Source organism: Jatrophihabitans sp. (assembly GCA_036399055.1).
GTDB lineage: Bacteria > Actinomycetota > Actinomycetes > Mycobacteriales > Jatrophihabitantaceae > Jatrophihabitans_A.
Map to the genome: position 1 here is coordinate 68,645 of DASWNX010000035.1, position 16,573 is coordinate 85,217.

Annotated in this window: 19 protein-coding genes; 10 read left to right on the plus strand and 9 right to left on the minus strand. The window is 69.0% G+C overall.

The window, feature by feature from the left end; genetic code table 11:
* Positions 1-64: 64 nt before the first annotated feature.
* The 4 genes from sigB to VGB75_16195 form a co-directional block, all read right to left on the minus strand.
* Entirely contained in the window at positions 65-1,213 is a 1,149-nt protein-coding gene (gene sigB, locus VGB75_16180; GenBank protein HEY0168583.1) for an RNA polymerase sigma factor SigB, read from the minus strand.
* Positions 1,214-1,405: 192 nt separating this feature from the next.
* The gene (gene dtd, locus VGB75_16185; GenBank protein ID HEY0168584.1) at positions 1,406-1,852 is read right to left on the minus strand and encodes a D-aminoacyl-tRNA deacylase; all 447 of its coding nucleotides are present in this window, start codon (positions 1,850-1,852) and stop codon (positions 1,406-1,408) included.
* Positions 1,849-3,390, minus strand: a complete 1,542-nt coding sequence (locus VGB75_16190) for a class I SAM-dependent methyltransferase (GenBank protein HEY0168585.1) — start codon at positions 3,388-3,390, stop codon at positions 1,849-1,851. Before VGB75_16190 ends, dtd begins: the two co-directional genes overlap by 4 nt.
* Positions 3,387-3,545: a hypothetical protein gene (locus tag VGB75_16195; protein ID HEY0168586.1), complete on the minus strand. Its 159-nt coding sequence runs from the start codon at positions 3,543-3,545 to the stop codon at positions 3,387-3,389. The genes VGB75_16190 and VGB75_16195 overlap by 4 nt, the downstream gene beginning before the upstream one ends.
* On the opposite strand from VGB75_16195, the gene VGB75_16200 reads away from it, so the two are divergent.
* Both VGB75_16200 and VGB75_16205 read left to right on the plus strand, forming a co-directional pair.
* Positions 3,538-3,987, plus strand: coding sequence for a DUF3099 domain-containing protein (locus VGB75_16200; protein ID HEY0168587.1), 450 nt, complete (start codon positions 3,538-3,540; stop codon positions 3,985-3,987). The two genes, VGB75_16195 and VGB75_16200, sit on opposite strands and share 8 nt — an antisense overlap.
* 35 nt (positions 3,988-4,022) lie before the next feature.
* Positions 4,023-4,253 (plus strand): DUF3039 domain-containing protein, encoded by a 231-nt coding sequence (locus VGB75_16205; protein HEY0168588.1) that lies wholly within the window; start codon positions 4,023-4,025, stop codon positions 4,251-4,253.
* Here the strand turns inward: VGB75_16205 and VGB75_16210 are convergent.
* A complete protein-coding gene (locus tag VGB75_16210) occupies positions 4,220-5,380 on the minus strand; it encodes a YihY/virulence factor BrkB family protein (protein HEY0168589.1) in 1,161 nt (386 codons plus the stop codon). The two genes, VGB75_16205 and VGB75_16210, sit on opposite strands and share 34 nt — an antisense overlap.
* Positions 5,381-5,646: 266 nt before the next feature.
* Here VGB75_16210 and VGB75_16215 point away from each other — a divergent pair, with 266 nt between their 5' ends.
* From VGB75_16215 to VGB75_16225, 3 genes are all read left to right on the plus strand, one after another.
* The gene (locus VGB75_16215) at positions 5,647-7,383 is read left to right on the plus strand and encodes a DEAD/DEAH box helicase family protein (protein HEY0168590.1); all 1,737 of its coding nucleotides are present in this window, start codon (positions 5,647-5,649) and stop codon (positions 7,381-7,383) included.
* Positions 7,384-7,597: 214 nt separating this feature from the next.
* Complete coding sequence (locus VGB75_16220; protein HEY0168591.1) at positions 7,598-7,834, plus strand: hypothetical protein; 237 nt, start codon at positions 7,598-7,600, stop codon at positions 7,832-7,834.
* 110 nt (positions 7,835-7,944) lie between these two features.
* On the plus strand, positions 7,945-8,463 hold the full coding sequence (locus tag VGB75_16225; protein HEY0168592.1) for a 2'-5' RNA ligase family protein: 519 nt from the start codon (positions 7,945-7,947) through the stop codon (positions 8,461-8,463).
* Here VGB75_16225 and VGB75_16230 read toward each other — a convergent pair.
* On the minus strand, positions 8,434-8,787 hold the full coding sequence (locus VGB75_16230) for a hypothetical protein (protein ID HEY0168593.1): 354 nt from the start codon (positions 8,785-8,787) through the stop codon (positions 8,434-8,436). The two genes, VGB75_16225 and VGB75_16230, sit on opposite strands and share 30 nt — an antisense overlap.
* 630 nt (positions 8,788-9,417) lie before the next feature.
* Between VGB75_16230 and VGB75_16235 the strand changes: the two genes are divergently transcribed.
* Positions 9,418-10,485 carry a S16 family serine protease gene (locus VGB75_16235; protein ID HEY0168594.1) on the plus strand — a complete coding sequence of 356 codons (1,068 nt, stop codon included), beginning with the start codon at positions 9,418-9,420 and terminating at the stop codon, positions 10,483-10,485.
* A gap of 43 nt (positions 10,486-10,528) precedes the next feature.
* On the opposite strand, the gene VGB75_16240 is transcribed toward VGB75_16235, so the two are convergent.
* The 3 genes from VGB75_16240 to VGB75_16250 form a co-directional block, all read right to left on the minus strand.
* Complete coding sequence (locus tag VGB75_16240) at positions 10,529-10,657, minus strand: hypothetical protein (protein HEY0168595.1); 129 nt, start codon at positions 10,655-10,657, stop codon at positions 10,529-10,531.
* A 134-nt stretch (positions 10,658-10,791) separates the two neighbouring features.
* Positions 10,792-11,100 (minus strand): DUF1810 family protein, encoded by a 309-nt coding sequence (locus VGB75_16245; protein HEY0168596.1) that lies wholly within the window; start codon positions 11,098-11,100, stop codon positions 10,792-10,794.
* A 9-nt stretch (positions 11,101-11,109) separates the two neighbouring features.
* On the minus strand, positions 11,110-11,217 hold the full coding sequence (locus VGB75_16250) for a DUF1810 family protein (GenBank protein HEY0168597.1): 108 nt from the start codon (positions 11,215-11,217) through the stop codon (positions 11,110-11,112).
* Between the two features lie 342 nt (positions 11,218-11,559).
* Here VGB75_16250 and VGB75_16255 point away from each other — a divergent pair, with 342 nt between their 5' ends.
* The 4 genes from VGB75_16255 to VGB75_16270 all read left to right on the plus strand — a co-directional run bounded on the left by VGB75_16255 (position 11,560) and on the right by VGB75_16270 (position 16,404).
* Complete coding sequence (locus VGB75_16255; protein HEY0168598.1) at positions 11,560-13,746, plus strand: DNRLRE domain-containing protein; 2,187 nt, start codon at positions 11,560-11,562, stop codon at positions 13,744-13,746.
* Between the two features lie 244 nt (positions 13,747-13,990).
* A complete protein-coding gene (locus tag VGB75_16260; GenBank protein HEY0168599.1) occupies positions 13,991-14,422 on the plus strand; it encodes a hypothetical protein in 432 nt (143 codons plus the stop codon).
* Between the two features lie 28 nt (positions 14,423-14,450).
* Positions 14,451-15,008, plus strand: coding sequence for a DUF998 domain-containing protein (locus tag VGB75_16265; protein ID HEY0168600.1), 558 nt, complete (start codon positions 14,451-14,453; stop codon positions 15,006-15,008).
* A 169-nt stretch (positions 15,009-15,177) separates the two neighbouring features.
* Entirely contained in the window at positions 15,178-16,404 is a 1,227-nt protein-coding gene (locus VGB75_16270; GenBank protein ID HEY0168601.1) for an MFS transporter, read from the plus strand.
* The last annotated feature ends 169 nt before the right edge of the window (positions 16,405-16,573 follow it).

Below are 16,573 nucleotides of genomic sequence, written 5' to 3' on the forward strand. Positions count from 1 at the left end.
AGCCGGCCCAAGGGTGACTCGGATCAGATCAGGTGGAAATGAAGGATCAGGGTGAACTAGAGGATCAGGCCTCGAGGTAGTCCCGAAGCGACTGGGCGCGTGAGGGGTGGCGCAGCTTGGCCATCGTCTCGCGCTCGATCTGCCGGATCCGCTCGCGGGACAGGCTGAACTTCTTCGCGATGTCATCCAGGGTGTGCGGGTTTCCGTCGGCCAGGCCGTAGCGCAGCCGGACGACAGCAGCCTCCCGCGGCTCCAGGGAGTCCAGGATCGAGGCGAGCTGGCGGCGCATCAGGTCGAATTCGACGGCCTCAGTCGGCTTGGTGGCCTCGCTGTCGGCGATGAAGTCCCCGAGCGCTGAGTCCTCGTCGGTGCCGACCGTCTGATCCAGGCTGACCAGGTCCCGAGCGTGATCGATGAGCTCGTGCAGCCGCTCGACGCTGATGTCCAGCTCGCTGGCAAGCTCGGCGTCGGTGGCGTCACGGCCCAGGTTCTGTCCCAGCTCACGGCGCATCCGCTGCATCTTGTTGATCTGCTCAACGAGGTGCACAGGCAGACGGATCGTCCGCGACTGATCGGCCATCGCCCTGCTGATGGCCTGCCGGATCCACCACGTGGCATAAGTGGAGAACTTGAATCCCTTGGTGTAATCGAACTTCTCAACAGCGCGGATCAGTCCCAGGTTGCCCTCCTGGATCAGGTCCAGGAACGGCATTCCCCGGCCGGTGTAGCGCTTGGCCAACGACACCACCAGTCGCAGGTTCGCGCGCAACAGCAGGTCTTTGGCGGTCTCGCCGTCGGCGGCCAGTGCCTGCAGTTCGCGGCGGCGCGGCACGGCCAGGCGCTTGGTGGTGCTCACCAGGTGCGCCGCGTACAGGCCGGCCTCGATCCGCTTGGACAGCTCCACCTCTTCGACGGCCGTCAGCAGCGAGACCTTGCCGATCTCGTTCAGGTAGGAGCGGACCAGGTCGGCGGCCTGAACCACCTCGTCCAGGTCAGCGGTCGCCTCGACCGGATTGACCTCGTCCAGAACGATCTCGTCTACAAGCGCCTCGGGCGCCGCAGACTCATCCAGCTCGGCCGGGGCGTCAGGTGTAGGTGTGGCAGTGCGGGGCGCGCGATGGCCCGGAAGGGTGTGCGAAGCCGCGTTGCGGCGCTTGGATGGGGTTGTCTTGGTAGTCGACTGCGAAGTGATCTTGGTGGCTGGCTGCGTCACGTTGGGGTCCCGTCCACTGATGGGGGTTTTCTCTCCCGATCTCTACAACGGTTCGTAGCCGTGATTGTTCCCGGATTGGGCTCCTGAGCCCGTTCCCCTCGCCGATCGGGGCAAGCCAGAAGTACCGGGCGCCAGCGGCCGGCGATAGGGGTCACTCGACGCGCTGCGGAGGGTGGTGATGGCGCGCCGGCGTCAGCGCCGGTCAGGCGTCTGGAGCAGGATGGTCAGCGGCCCGTCGTTGACGCTGCGCACGGCCATCGTCGCGCCGAACTCCCCGGTCGCCACTGGCAGCCCGAGCGCCCGCAGCTCGGCGCAGAAAGCGGTGACAAGCGGCTCGGCCTGATCGGCCGGCGCGGCGGCCTGCCAGCTGGGCCGGCGCCCGGAGCTGGTGTCGGCATACAGCGTGAACTGGCTGATCACCAGCGCCGGCGCGCCGATCGAGGCAGCCGAGCTCTCGTCCCGGTCGCCGTCGCGCAGCACCCGTAGACCCGCGACCTTGCCGGCCAGCCAGCGCGCGTCCTGCTCGGTGTCGGTGTGTGTGACTCCGACCAGCACCAGCAGGCCCGCCCCGATCTCACCGCGGACCTCGCCAGCGACCGACACCGAGGCGTGTGAGACCCGTTGCAGGACGGCTTTCACCGAACACCGCCTGCGCCACTCTCGGACGCGAGATCAACGGGTACGAGCAAACCGCGTTCGATCAAATCGCGTACGACAGGAGTCAGGGCGGTGGTCACCTCGTCCACGCCGGCCGACACGGCGGCCGCCAACACGCTGAGCACCACCCCCAACTTGGGCTCACCGGTGCAGGCGGCCACCAACGCCGCGACTGCGTCGTCGACCTCCAGCTCCCAGCGCAGGCCGCCGGGCTGGCGTAGCTGCGTCAGCGCAGGCTGCCAGCCCTCGGCGCTGATCAGCGAGTGGGTCGAGCGCACCAGGCCGGGGGCGGTGATCAGCCGGGAGTCCAGCAGGCACTGGGTGGATCTGGCACGCAGCCAGGCGCCACGTCTGAACCAGTCCTCGACAGCGAAGCCGATCGGGTGCTCGTGGGCCTGTGGAACGTCTTGGCACACCACCTGCGAACTCTGCTCGGCGGTGCGTCGCATGCTGATCAGGCCCATGCCGATGCCGGCCACCCCGTTCGCGGCGAACCAGTCCAGCCACTGGTCATAGCGTCGCTGCCAGCCGGGGGAGCCGGGCTGCTCACCGGCGTCGCGCAACCACAGCGCCACGTACTCACCGGGTTCGGCCACCTCCCGCTGCCAGACCCAGGCCTGACACCCGGTGGCCGGCAACCAGCCGGTGACCCGCTCCTGCCAGCTCTGAGACCCGTCGATGATCCAGTTCGCCAGCAGTTGCCCGGTGCCGCCTTCGGTCAGCCGGCCCGGCAGCCCGCGCACCAGCTCAGCGCACACCGAGTCGCCGGGCAGGCCGCTGTCGCGATAGCGAAAACCGCCTGCCCCCGGTTGGAAGCCGGGCCCGACGATGAACGGCGGGTTCGACACGATCAGGTCGAACTGCTCTTGTCCGACCGGCTCCAGCAACGAACCCTGCCGCAGGTCCCACCGCTTGGCGTTCAACGCCGCCGTGGTGGCAGCCATCCGCAACGCTCGGGCGCTGAGATCGGTCGCGGTCACCGTGGCGCTGTGCTCGGACAGGTGCAGCGCCTGCATGCCGCAGCCAGTGCCGACGTCCAGCGCGCGACGCACCGGGCCGCGCACGGTGGCCTCGGCCAGCGTCAAGCCCGCCGAGCCGATGCCGAGCACGTGCTCGGGGTGCAACGGGCCTGGCCGGACCTCGGCCCCAAGGTCTGAGACCACCCACCAGTCCGGCCCACCGGTCTCGGAGTAGACCCGTAGGTCCAACGTCGCCCGGATCTGACCCGCCACCTCCTCGACCAGCCCGGCTGCCTCGGCTTCGGCCAGCGGCAGCGGACGCAGCGCGGCCTCGGCGGCGGCGCGGGAGGCGGGCAACCCGAGCAGGAACAACCGGATCAACGTCTCGGTCTCCGATCCCCGCCTGGTCAACCGGTCAGCGCCACTGAGATCACCACGCGACAGCGCCGCCTCGCCCGGCAAGCCCAGCACCTCGCTCACCGCGACCGAGCCGAACCGCTCCCGAACGACCTCGCCGAGCTGGTCCAGGACGGCCGCTGGGAAGAGGGGTCGCACGCTCATGCCGCTCGCACCCCACGGCCGGCCTGGGCCAAGCCGGCGCCGGGCTGTGCGGTCACCAAGCCGGCCGGCTGCGGTGGCGCGAGCTCGCGGCGCGGCCACCAGTTCGCGGCGGAGCCCGACTGGCCGTTCGGCAGGACGATCATCGTTGTGAGCACGAGCATCATCGTGCCGCAGAGCGATCTGTATCTCACCCCGATCATCGGGGTGCGGTGGCACCATGGTTATGTGCGCCCGTCCAGAGACCCCGCCGACCGGCCGATCCTCATCACCGAGGCGCCGATCAACGCCGATGACGAGTTCGATCACCGTCGCAAGCGATACCTGCTGATGATGACGCTGCGCGCGGTGTGCATCATCGGCGCCGCCAGCACCTTCTCCATCTCCGGCTGGCTCGGCGCCGGCTTCGTGGCCGCGGCGCTGGTGCTGCCCTGGTCGGCGGTGCTGATCGCCAACGACCGCCCCCCCAAGCAGGAGCTCCGATTCCGCCGGTTCGTCGGGGTGGGGGAGCAGGCCCAGCGTCAGCTCACTTCCGGCGACTCGACGCCGTCCACGGACGATGGCCGGCAACCGGCCGAGCCGCGAGTCATCGACATCTGAGCTCACCGCCGGGGCGGCGGTGGCACAATCGAGGCGTGACTACCCAGACTCTGGACGCCCCGAAGACCTCCGACGCCGACCAGCGTGACCAGGTCTTCCACTACGTCCGCAAGAACAAGGTCGCCGAGAGCGCGGTCCTCGGCACCATGGTCGAGGCGTTGTGCGGCGAGGTCTTTCCAGTCACCAGGGCCGCGAAGCCTGGCTCGCCGGTCTGCTCGCGCTGCAAGGAGATCTACGAGTCGCTACCCGGCGGCGGGTCGGCCTGAGCAGGCTGGGTCGCGGCCGGCCCTGAAGCAGGCCGGGACGCCGACGCAGGCCCGGGTGCCGCCGTCGGCCCGGACGCTGACGCAGGCCCAGGTGTCGCCGCCGGCCCTGACGCAGCAGCCGACCCGGACGCTGACGCGGGAGCCGGCCCGGGCGTCGCCGCGGAAGGGTCCGCTGCCGGAGCCGACGTGGCCTCTGCCACGTCCCCGGCCCGGGCGGTGTCCGAACTCGGGGTGTAGCGCTTCCAACCCCGACCGGTGAGGCGCGCCTTGGCCGTGGTGGTCGGCGATCGCTGCTCGATCTCGGCGTTGAGCTCGGCGCCCAGCAGCACGCCCAGCGCCAGCAGGAAGAAGAACAGCAGCGCGGCGATCGGGGCGGCCAGCGTTCCGTAAGCGTGATTCTGGGCCACGATGAAGCTGATGTAGAAGCGCAGGCCCCATGACCCGGCCAGGAAGATCACCATGGCCACCAGAGCGCCGGGCAGGCCCCGTCGCCACGGCAGCCGCCGCGGTGGCGCGAGGTGGTAGAGGCTGGTGAGGCCGATCAGCAGCAGCAACAGTACGACCGGCCAGTAGGCGTCGCCGATCACCCGGTCCGCTGTCTCACGGGCTCCTTCAGGAAACAGCTCCGGCAACAGCGCCGGTCCCAGCACCAGGGCGGGCAGCACGATCACGCCCACCACGATCGAGCCGAGGTAGATGCCCAGCGCCAGCAATCTGCTGCGCACCGCGCCGCGTAGGTCCCGCATCCCGTAGGCGATGGTGATGGTGTTGACGAAGGTGGCGGTCGCCGAAGAACCAGCCCACAGGGCTAACACGAAGCCGACCGAGATGACGTCGGCCCGGCCCTCGCGCAGGACCTGTTGCACCACCGGCGCGATCAGCTCCGCGACCACCTCGTCGCTGAATGCCCGGGAGAAAGTGATCAGCAGGTTCTGCTGCACTCGGTCGACGGTGCCCTCCCCGGCCCATTCGGAGAAGTACCCCAGCGCGGCCAGCAATCCCAGGAACAGCGACGGCAACGACAGCAGCTGCCAGAAGGCGGCTTCGGCTGACAGCCCGAGCACCCGGTCGTTCCAGGCTCGGGACACGGTTCGGAGCGCCAGCCTTCTCATACTGCGCTGGCTCATCACGAGTTCCTAGTCTGCACAGCCACGCCGCCCGGGCAAGACTGTGACACGCCGCCAGGGCAGACAACGTGATGACATCGCTATCTCGCAGCCCCCGATCAACCCCCTGATCAGCCCCGATGAGCCCCGTCAGTCCGTCAATCTCACATCGGCGCGGGTTGGTCGCCGTCGGCCGGTGGACCTGCGGTTAGCCTGGGCCGAGCAGGCGCGGACCCTCATAGGATCGGCGCCGGACCAACGCGAGCGGCAGAAGGGGGCGGCGTCGAGTGCCAGAACGCCGCCCGACCGGCACCCGCCTGCGCGTGTGGCAACGCGAGGCGCTGGCCAAGTACGAGACCGAGCCGCGCAAGGACTTCCTGCTCACCGCCACCCCCGGGGCGGGCAAGACGACGTTCGCCCTCAGCCTGGCGGTGGGGCTGTTTAGCCGCCGGGTGATCGACCGGCTGATCGTGGTCGCTCCCACCGACCACCTGCGCTCGCAGTGGGCTGAGGCCGCCGAACGGTTCGGGATCGCCCTGGCGCCCAATCTCGGCAACTCGGTGGGCCCGGTTCCCAGCGACCTGCACGGTTATGTCACGACCTACGCCCAGGTGGCCGGCAAACCGACCCTGCACGCGGCCCGGGCCACGACCCGGCGCAGCCTGGTCATCCTGGACGAGATCCACCACGCCGGCGACGGGCTGTCCTGGGGCGAGGCGGTAGAGCACGCCTTCGCCGACGCCGGCCGCCGGGTGTGCCTGACCGGAACTCCGTTCCGGACCCGGATCGGCGAGCGGATCCCGTTCGTGCGCTATGAGCCCGACGGGCAGGGCGGCCTGGTCTCGACCGCGGACTTCAGCTACGGCTACGCCGACGCGCTGCGTGACCACGTGGTGCGGCCGGTGGTCTTCGCCGCCTATACGGGGGTGTCGCGCTGGCGCAACTCGGCTGGTGAGGTGATCGCGGCCTCACTGACCGACGCCGGCACCAAGTCCACTGAGCAGGCCGCCTGGCGCACCGCGTTGGACCCCAAGGGGGACTGGGTGCCGCACGTGATAGCGGCGATGGACGAGCGGCTCACCCAGCTGCGCCGGTCTGGCATGCCCGACGCCGCCGGGTTGGTGCTGGCCTCAGATCAGGAGGACGCCCGCGCGTACGCCTCGATCGTGCAGCGGGTGACCGGTGAGAAGCCGTACCTGATCCTCTCCGACGACCCGAAAGCCAGCTCCAAGATCGCCGAGTTCGGCGCCGGCGGGCCGCGGATCGCGGTGTGCGTCCGGATGGTCTCCGAGGGCGTCGACGTGCCCCGCGCGGCCTGCCTGGCCTGGCTGACCAGCTACCGCACGCCGCTGTTCTTCGCTCAGGCGGTGGGCCGGGTGGTCCGCTCCCGGGGCCGGCATGAGTCCGCGACGGTGTTCCTGCCGGCGGTGCGGCCGCTGCTGGCGCTGGCCGCGGAGCTTGAGGACGAGCGCAATCACGTGCTGCCGCCGCCGGCCGGGCCCTCCGACTCGCTCGAACTGGCGGACGAGCTGACCGAGGAGCAGCCCGAGCAGGCCGAGTCAGCCTTGCTGCAGGAGTGGCAGGCACTGGAGGCCGAGGCGCAGTTCGCCCACGTGCTGCACGGCGGCCGGGCCGTCACCCCTGATGCGGGCCCGCCCGCGGTGGACGGCGAGGAGGACTTTCTGGGCCTGCCCGGTTTGCTGTCCCCTGAGCAGACCGCGGCGCTGTTGGCTCAGCGTGACGGCGAGTTGCGCAAGCGGGCCACCCAGTCCCGACGCGTCGAGGCCGACCAGCAGCCGGAGCAGCCCGCCGAGCCGGCCGGCGCGGCCGTCGGCAGCTGGCGGGCAGCCGCTGATCTGCGCCGGGAGGTCAACCGGCTGGTGTCGGTGCTGGCGGCTCGGACCGGTGTCCCGCATGCGGCCCTGCACGCCCAGATCAGAGCCGCGGTGCCCGGACCGGCCTCCGCCTCGGCCTCACTGGAGGTGCTGGAATCCCGGCGGGAGTACTTGATGGGCCGCCTGTGAGCGCTCACCGGGGGGCTGCGGCCCTGGCGCCGCGGGCCGGATAGGTGAGGTTCGCCAGTTCGCTACGCGCGTAATAAGCCTCGATTGGGTTACTCCCGGGATTACGGCGCGCCTGAGCTGGTTGTATGTACTGAGCAGACACGATAAGTCTCAGAGCATCAGAGGCCCCAGTCTGAGACCGACCGCGAGAACCGTCGCAGAAAACGAGGGACCAGTGACAAGCACCTTGACCGTCGAGCCGTTGACCGCAGTCGATCGTTGCGACCGGTGTGGCGCGCAGGCCTACGTGCGCGTCACCCTGCCGGCCGGCAATGAGCTGTTGTTCTGCGCTCATCACGGCCGCGAGTACGCGCCCAAGCTGCGTGAACTGGACGCCGAGATCTTGGACGAGTCGGAACGGCTGGGCGATCTCCAGTCGGCGACCGCCGCGTCCGCGGGTTCCTCCGACTAGGAACCCGCTCGGGCCAGTCCAGGCCATTTGACAGATCGAAGACCGGTCCCCGAGGGGGCCGGTCTTCGTCGTTCTGCAGGGCGCTTGCCAGTCCCGAGCAGAATGGGCCCATGACGAGGCGGACGCTGGCTGTGTGGCTGCAGCCGGAGCGGCAGGCCGCCACTGAGCTCGACGCGGTGATAGCGCGGCTGGCGGCGGCGCACGGCACGGCCGCCTTTCCTGCGCATGTGACGCTGCTGGGGCCGCTGGAGCAGGAGGTCGGCGCCGCGGTGAACGGTCTCGGGCGGGTGGCCGACACGCTGCCGGCGCTGGGAGTCGAGTTCGACGAGGTCCGCTGCGAGCCGGCCTGGCATCGCTCGCTCTACCTCGCCGCCGTCGCGACCGCGGCCCTGCGGCAGGCAGCCCAGGCCGCGGCGAGAGCGTTGAGGCTGCCGGGCCAGTCCGATCACATGCCGCACCTGAGCCTGCAGTACTCCCAGCTGCCGCTGGCCGACAAGCGACGGCTGGTCCCGAGCGTGGCGTTGGAGCTTCCGCTCTCGGTTCGTTTCGACCGGCTGTCGCTGTGGCACATCGACGGTTCGGACGCTCGCCGCTGGCGGCTACTCGCGACTCGGTCGCTGGGCGGCTGACCGGTCCGTCCGGGGGCGCGGCGAGTCCGGCGTTCCCAGCAGGGCGCTGGAAGCCGCCGGCGCGGAGAGCACCCCTCGGTGGGACAGGTGCGATAGCAGTGACCAGCGCGACAGCGAGGACAGCGCCGAGCCCGCTGACATCCAGGAGCCGACGGAGAAGATCGACAGCGCCGAGCCGGCACAGCCGATGGAGGCGAAGGACCCGACGCTGCCGATAGACAGCACCGAGCCTCGTGAGCCGATGGACAGCACCGAGTCTCGTGAGCCGATGGACAGCAGGCTGTTGTGTGACTTTGACGACCATCGCGAGCCGGCGGCGTTCATCTCACCAGCATGTCAGGCGCCCGCGAGCCTCGCCCACATCGGAGATCACCCGGGCGCTCGACGCCGGGAGGTAGCTGAGGGTCAACTGCTAGCCGGGTCGCTCACCGGGGCCGTCACACGCCTGTAGGCCCCGCTGGAGGTTGGTTCGCGTTATCGAACAGACGGTTCGCCTACGGTTTGGCCGATGTGGCGTGCGCGCGCCGCAGCCCTTCGGCCGCGCCTTTCGCTACCCTCCGTAGTGCCTGCCCAACCGCGCGTTACACCTTTTTAACGCGGCGATGTTTTGTAGTCGTTAAGTTACTGATGGTGACCTAAAATTCGGAATACCCCTATGTTAAAAGGGCTTTCGCGAGGTGTGGTTTCAGTGTAAGTTTTGTTCGTCGGGTCTGGCATGATGCCGGAGAAGACGGCCAGGGCAGGCCGACCCCTCAACCCAGCAGGACGCACGTGGCCGTTCTTGGCCACCGCCTTCGGCTACCAAGCGAATTCGAACACCTCAGTCAGCGCGATGTCAGAAAGCGAGGCGGCCAACGTGGTCACAAGCAGTGCCCTCATCCACAGCCGTCGCCCGCAGGCGCGGCTGGCTGGTGTCGATTCCATGGCAAACGGCTCACAGACAGGTGGCGTTCAGTGAGGTTCGACGCGGGGCAGGCTGCCTGGAACTTGCCCACCCCCATGCGCGCGCCGGCTCCCGCGCGTCGCCGCGGCTGGCTGCCGGTGGCGGCGGTGCGACCCGACTACGAGCTCATCCCGATGAACGGAGCTCGCCTGCAGACGCCCGGGCATGAGCGGCCCACGCCTGCCGGCGCGGTGTGCGCGGTGTCCTACCGGGCCGAGTTGCGGCCCTCGACCTGGGAATTGCTGAGCCACCTTGTCGACCCACAGGCCGCGGTCGTGGCTCGTTCCCGGCTCACCGGCGGACGTTCGGTCGATGACTTCGAGGCGGCCGGGCTCGAAGACTCGACGTGGTCACTGGAGTCAGCGACCGCGGCCGCGGCCGCGATGCTCGGCGAGCCGGTCCGCGAACTAGGCCGCGGCGCGATCATCGAGGCGATCCGGGACGACACGGTCGGCCTGCGCTGCGAGGACGTCATTATCGCAGTGAACGGCAAGACTGTGGAGACGGCGGTGCACCTGAGAGCTGCGCTGGCCGGTCTGGACTCGGCCATGCTGACCGTGTTGCTTGGACCTGAAGCCGACCAGCCGGGCGCCCTGTCGAAGGTGTCACTCACCCGGCATTCGGACGGCGCGTGGGGGATGCGGGTGGTCACGGCTGATCGGGTGCTGCGCCACAGCCTCGATGCCCGGTTCAGCCTGCCCGATGATCTGCGTGGCCCCTCTCTGGGGCTCGCCTGCGCGCTGAGCGTCGTGGACGCCTTCACCGGTGGCCGGCTGGCGGTCGGTGGCACCGTGGTCGCGACCGGAACGGTCGACATGACTGGCCGGGTCGGCGGCGTCGGGGCGATTGAGTTCAAGGCGCGTGCTGTCCGAGCACATCCGGACGTGCGTCGCTTTGTAGTGCCGGCGGAGTCGGGAGCCGACGTTGACGATGCGCGTCGGGTGCTCGGCGGCCGGGTAGAAGTCGTGGCGGTGGCAACGTTGGCTGAAGCAGTAGAGGTGCTCTGCGGCTTCAGCTGGCGGGGCAAGAAAATCACCCGTCGATCACCTGATCGGCAATGGGCTAGCACCGTCCGGTAGGCGTCTCTCTGACGCCTGACAATTTCCTTGGAGGGAAAATGCGTTACTCGTCCGCTCGTTGGTCCTCGGCTCGCTGGTCATCGGCTCGCTGGTCCTCAGCTCGCTGGTCATCGGCTCGCTGGTCATCGGCTCGTTGGTCCTCGGCTCGCTGGTCGGCTGGCGCCGGAACCACGGTCGACAGCGTCGAGCTGTAGCCAGACCGCTCATCATTGACAACCGGGCGGCGGGGTTGCCCGCCGCCCGGTCTTCACTCATCGGATGCCCGGCTGTTTCGGTAGCGCCACCGCGTCGCCGTTCAGAGTCGTGCTAGAGACGCTGGTCGGTGGCGGGGTCAGGCACGCCCTCGAAATAGCGCTCCAGCACCTGTGCGAAGGCGGCCTCATCCGGCGCCGCCCTGATAAACAGCGTCATCGACGAGTGCAGTTTGCGCGCGTCAACCTCACCGAAGACCTCGCGCGCGCTGCGGTCCTGCAGTCCCGCGAGGATGCTGGCGCACTCTAGGAGCCGGGGCCCGAGCACCGGATGCCGAAGGTAGGCCCTCGCCTCTGACAGCGAGCTGATCGCGTACTTCTCCGACGTCGGGCTCCGTCCCAGTCCGGCGATCTGCGGAAACACGAACCACATTCAATGGCTGGTCTTACGGCCCTCGCGCAGCTCCGTGACCGCGCGGTGATACGTCCCGCCGGCGTCTTGCGCCGCGACGAAGCGTTCCAGGCCATCCAGCTCCCGCATGGCGGGCTCCCTTCCCAGTCGCCAGGCGTTGACGCTGACCATTTGCTGACAGTTAAACCTCATCTGTCCCATCGGCACCACTGGACGACATCGGGGATTTTGCGACAACGGCGCGGTTTAGCTTGCAATGGGCTAGCGTTTTGGTCACTCTAGGTAACCAGGCGGCCCAAGCCATGGGAGCAACCGTCAGACCAAGACCCCCGATTGACGGAGTTCGTGATGCTGAACAGTCAGCCAAACACAGCTAAAACGTCGAAAGCAGCCTGGCACCGACGCAATCGTAGGACATTCACCCGACTTCGCCGACTCCCAGTGGTGTCGGCACTGTTGTCAACACTGCTGGTGACTGGCCTGGTGATGTTCGTCGGTCAGAACCAGACCGTTCCGGCCGGCGCCGCCGAGGCGCCCATCCGGGCGGCTTTTTACTACGGGTGGTTCCCCGAGACCGAGCACTGGCAGTCTCAGTACACCCCGACCGCCGGCAAGTACGACAGCAGTGACCCGGCGGTGGTGAGCACTCAGGTGCGTCAGGCCAAGGCCGCCGGGTTGAACGCCTTCATCTCCTCCTGGTGGGGGCAGGCGACCAGCACCGACAAGCGGCTGCCGCTGCTGCTGGACACCGCCGCGGCTCAGGGCTTCAAGGTGATGCCGTACTACGAGAAGGAAGGCTTCGGCGACCCCAGCGCCGCCCAGCTCGGCTCCGATCTGGGTTACCTGGCCGCCAAGGCCGCCGCCAGCCCCTCGTGGCAGCGGATGGGTGGACGGCCGGTGCTGTTCGTCTACAACGCCGATGACACCACCTGCGACGTGACCCAGCGCTGGGCGTCGGCCAACCAGGGCCGTTTCTACCTGAACATGAAGGTCATGCACGGCTACCGCGACTGCGCCGTGCAGCCTGATGCCTGGCACCAGTACGGACCGGCCTCGACCATCCAGCATGTGTTGCCTTGGTCCTCCAACGTCTCGCCCGGCTTCTGGAAGTTCGACGAGGCCGCGCCGCGGCTGGCCCGGAACCTGGCCACCTTCAAGTCCGCGCTTGCCGAGCAGGTCAGCTCCGGCGCCCAGTGGCAGCTGATGACCAGCTGGAACGAGTGGGGCGAGGGAACCGGCGTGGAGTCGACCACCCAGTTCGGCCAGGCGTACACCGACGCGATGGCCAGCGCCTACAACGCCTCGCCGGTGATCCCGGTGACCGGCGAGACGGTGTCCTCGGCTGCCGACACCTACGTCAAGTCCAACGCCGCCAGCACCAACTACGGCCTGGCCACCACGCTGCAGCAGAACGCGACCAGCACGGCGGTCGCGGTGTCCTACCTCCGCTTCCCGGCCCCGACGGCCACCGTCACCAAGGCCACCCTGCGGCTGTTCTCCCGGTCCAGCGGAGTCACTGCGTCCAAGGTGTTCAGCACTTCGGGCACCTGGGACGAGCGAACCCTGACCTGGGCCAACCGGCCCGCGCTGGGCGCCCAGGTCGGCGTCACCGGCACGCTGACCGCCGGTCAGTGGACGGCGGCGGATGTGACCAGCGCCGTTCGCGGCGGGGTCAGGTCCTTCGGGGTGAGCACCGGCGCGACCGCCACCCGCTACTTCGACAGCAGGGAAGCGGCCAACCCGCCGCAGCTGGTGCTCGAATACGGCACAGCGTCGACCAGCGCCGCTCCGACCAGCCCCGCGCCGACCACCACTGCTCCGACCAGCCCCGCGCCGACCAGCACCGCCCCGACCACCTCACCGGTGATCGCGGCCGTGGGTGACATCGCCTGCGCGCCCGGCTACACCGTCGGGTCGAGCTGCCAGCACAAAGCGGTGGCTGACAAGATCATCGGCGACACAGCTGTGTCCAAGGTGCTGGCCCTGGGCGACCTTCAGTACCAGGTCGGCGCGCTGTCGGACTTCCAGAACTCCTACGACAAGTCCTGGGGTCCGCTGAAGTCCAAGACCAAGCCCATCCCCGGCAACCACGAGTACGAGACCGCCGGCGCCGCCGGCTACTACGACTACTTCGGGGCCCTCGCCGGTGACCGGACCAAGGGTTACTACTCCTTCGACGTGGGGGCGTGGCACTTCCTCGCCCTGAACTCCGAGCGAGACATCACCGCGGGAGGGGCGCAGATGGCATGGTTGAAGGCCGACCTGGCCGCCCACCCGAACAAGTGTGTCGGGGCGATGTTCCACAAGCCCCGGTGGTCCAGCGGCACCCACGGCGACCACTCGTCGATGGGACCGTTCGTCCAGGCCCTGTACAACGCCGGAGCCGAGCTGATCCTGTCCGGTCACGATCACGACTACGAGCGGTTCTACCCGCTCAACCCCTCCGGCGTCCGCGACGATGCCCGGGGGATCGTCCAGATCGTCTCCGGCCAGGGAGGCAAGAACCACTACGGCGTCACCGGCCGCTCGACCACCGCCGCCAAGGACAACACGTCCTACGGCTATGCCCGGCTGACCCTGCACGCCGAAAGCGCCGATGTCGCGTTCGTTCCCGCCACGGGTTCCTACCGCGACGCGGCCAGGATCGCCTGCCGATGACGCTCGCTCAGCACTGGCAGCAGGCCGTGAGCAGATCGGCCGCGCTGTAGGCAGGCTCAGATAGCCGCGCACAGCCGGGCATCGCACCAGCGATGCCCGGCTGTCGCCTGTGGCACGGGTGGTGGTTTGTGTCCGACGGCCGAGGCTGGTAGTCGTGGAGTACCAAGCCCGCACGGCGTTGAGCGCGCAGCGTCTGGGCCACGCGCCGCGAGGCGACGTGCACACCGGATTAAGGGGTCAGGCCGTGGGCGATGAAGCCATGGACGTGGAAGCTGTCAACAAGCAACTGTCGGCGGCGGTGTCTCAGCAGCTCGGCTCGCTGGTGAGCCTGACCCTGCTCGCCGGCAACCTGCAGGGCCCGCTGTCGCTGAACCTGAAGGACCGCCTTCAGGCTTACGCGGTGGCCGAGGTCGCAGACACTCAGTTGCTGGTCGAGAAGCTGGCGGCTGTCGGCGGCCAGCTGAGCCCCATGGAGGCGCCGCCGGTCCCCAGCACCGACGCCGGCACGGCACTGCGGGAGTTTCTCGAGCGCGAAGAGCAGGTGATGGCCACCCTGCATGCCGTGATCCCCAGCACCGGCCAGGAACCGCGCAGCGAGGCATTGGAGCACCTGATCGAGCATGTGTTGATGCGCAAGCAGCAGCAGGTGGACTACCTGTCATTGGCTCTGGGCTGAGCGAGTCGGGGCTGGCAGACTCGGCCCGGTGCGCCGATGGGCAGTGCTGTCAGCGGGGGTCGCTCCGGTCGCGTTGATCGGCGGCTGGAGTTGGGCTGAGGCCGTTGAGTCCGAGGGCTATGACCCGCTGCGGGACACGATCAGCGCGCTGGCGGCGCAAGACGGCGTCGCCGGCGCGATCATGACGACGGCGCTGGCGCTGCTGGGCATCTGCCACCTGGTGACTGCGGCGGGTGTGCCTGAGGCAGGCAGACCCGCCCGCGTCCTGCTGGCGCTGGGCGGCGTGGCCACAGTTCTGGTCGCCGCGCTGCCGCAACCGTCGGCGGGTCATCTACCTGCGGCGGCGCTGGCCTTCGCGGCCCTGACCGGGTGGCCTGCCGCCTCGGGCCTGCCGGCTCGCCGGACCGCCCGGCTCGCCACGTTGTCGCTGGCCGCGCTGCTGGGGTGGCTCCTGCTCGAGCTTCAGGGAGGCGCCTTGCTGGGTCTCAGTGAGCGGGCGCTTGCCGGGGCCCAGGCGCTGTGGCCGCTAGCCGTGGTGCTCGGTGTTCAGCTGAGGCGCCGCGACACGGCCCGGCCTGTCGCGTGACACTTCTGCCAGGCTGTTTGAGCAGGTTGGGTTTGGGCAATCCTCGCACCTCGATCTGCGCCGTCATAGAAGCGAGTGCCGCAGTGCGCGCGAGCAGGTGCGGCCATGCCATGGCCGCTACCGTGAGGCTGGTCGGCAGGCAGACCACGCTGGACCGAGGCGGTGATCTGTGAGGCCTGCCTTCGCGAGCTCCCGCACGCCCCACCGCCGGCTGGTGCTGAGCATCTTCTTCCTGCACCTCGGCTTCTCGATGACATCGGTCGGCCTGACGCTGCTGCTGTTGCACCGGTTCGGCCTGGGCATGGCCACCGGTGTGGCGCTGGCTCTCGCCGTGGTTCCCAACATCCTGCTCGGGCCGCTGGCCGGTGAGATCGTCTCGCGGCACAACGTGCTGCCAGTCGCGATCGGCAGTTCGCTCCTCGGCGGGATGCTGGTCCTGCTGTATCCGCTGGCCTTTCACGCCTGGATCGCCCAACTGGTCGCCGTAGCGGTGGGGCTGGCAGCGCTGCCCGGAATCCCGGCCCGGATGGCACTGCGGAACACCTTGACACCGCCGCGGAAGCAGGCGCAAACCAGCGGCGAGATCGTCAGCGCCGAACGGATCGCTGTGGTGATCGGGCCGGTCATCTGCGCGGTGATCGCCTCCGTCGCCAGGTATGAGTACATCTTCTTCGCCGAGTGCGTGTTCTCCCTCACCTCATCGGCGTTATTGCTGGGCCTGTCCTCGGTCCACAAGTCCGCGGTCGCCGGCCGCGAGCAGGCCGCCGGCCCGACATCGGCGCCGGCGTCGTGGGGGCTGCGAAGCATTCTCAGGCAGTCCTACGAGGCGGTCACCGGCTCTACCGTCGTGGGCCTGTACACCTTCACCGCGCTGGCCTACTCGGTGGCGATAGGCGCCCGGCGGGTGCTGCTGCCAGGCCTCGTGCTGGAGCGGTTTGAGACCAGGTCGGTCAGCTACGGCGCGATGATCGCCGCCATAGCCGTCGGCGGAGTCGTCGGGGGGCTGCTGGTGAGGCGCCTCGTGGCGGCCGGCGCGGGCAGGTCCTATCTCGCGCTCAGCGCCATCGAAGCGGTGTTGTGGGCGGGCCTGTTCGTGGTGCACGACTTCTGGACCACCCTCGCCATCCTGGTGGCGATCGGCTTCTGCGAGGGCGCAGCCACCGCGATCTTCCTCACCAAGATGCAGGCACTGGTGCCCTCACATCACATCGGCAGGTATTTCGCCTTTCTCAGCCCGGCCACCGATCTCTGCGTTGTGGTCGGCCTGATCGCGGCGACCAGCGTGCAGCTCGGCTCCACTGTGACGACCGGCCTGGTGTTGAGCGTGGCCTTCATCGGCCTGGCGTTGCTGGCGTGCTCCCGGCTGGCCCGTGACCACACCCAGGTGAGCAGGTGAGCACCTCTTAACCACTGCGCCCGAGGGGCCTGGCAGAACGCGGGGGAGCAGTGATGAGTTCGACCGCCCGCCCAGACGGTGCTGCTGGACGGGCGCATCTCGGACCGGGCGTGCGCCGACGAGGCGCGCCGGCCCTGGAGACTGAACGGCGCGCACACCATCAGCGCCC

Excerpts from the sequence above, each read along its gene's own strand:
- VGB75_16190 (HEY0168585.1), bottom strand. The coding sequence starts at position 3,390 with ATGAGCGTGCGACCCCTCTTCCCAGCGGCCGTCCTGGACCAGCTCGGC.
- VGB75_16210 (HEY0168589.1), bottom strand. The coding sequence starts at position 5,380 with ATGAGCCAGCGCAGTATGAGAAGGCTGGCGCTCCGAACCGTGTCCCGA.
- VGB75_16225 (HEY0168592.1), top strand. The coding sequence starts at position 7,945 with ATGACGAGGCGGACGCTGGCTGTGTGGCTGCAGCCGGAGCGGCAGGCC.
- VGB75_16230 (HEY0168593.1), bottom strand. The coding sequence starts at position 8,787 with ATGAACGCCGCCGGCTCGCGATGGTCGTCAAAGTCACACAACAGCCTG.
- VGB75_16250 (HEY0168597.1), bottom strand. The coding sequence starts at position 11,217 with ATGCGGGAGCTGGATGGCCTGGAACGCTTCGTCGCGGCGCAAGACGCC.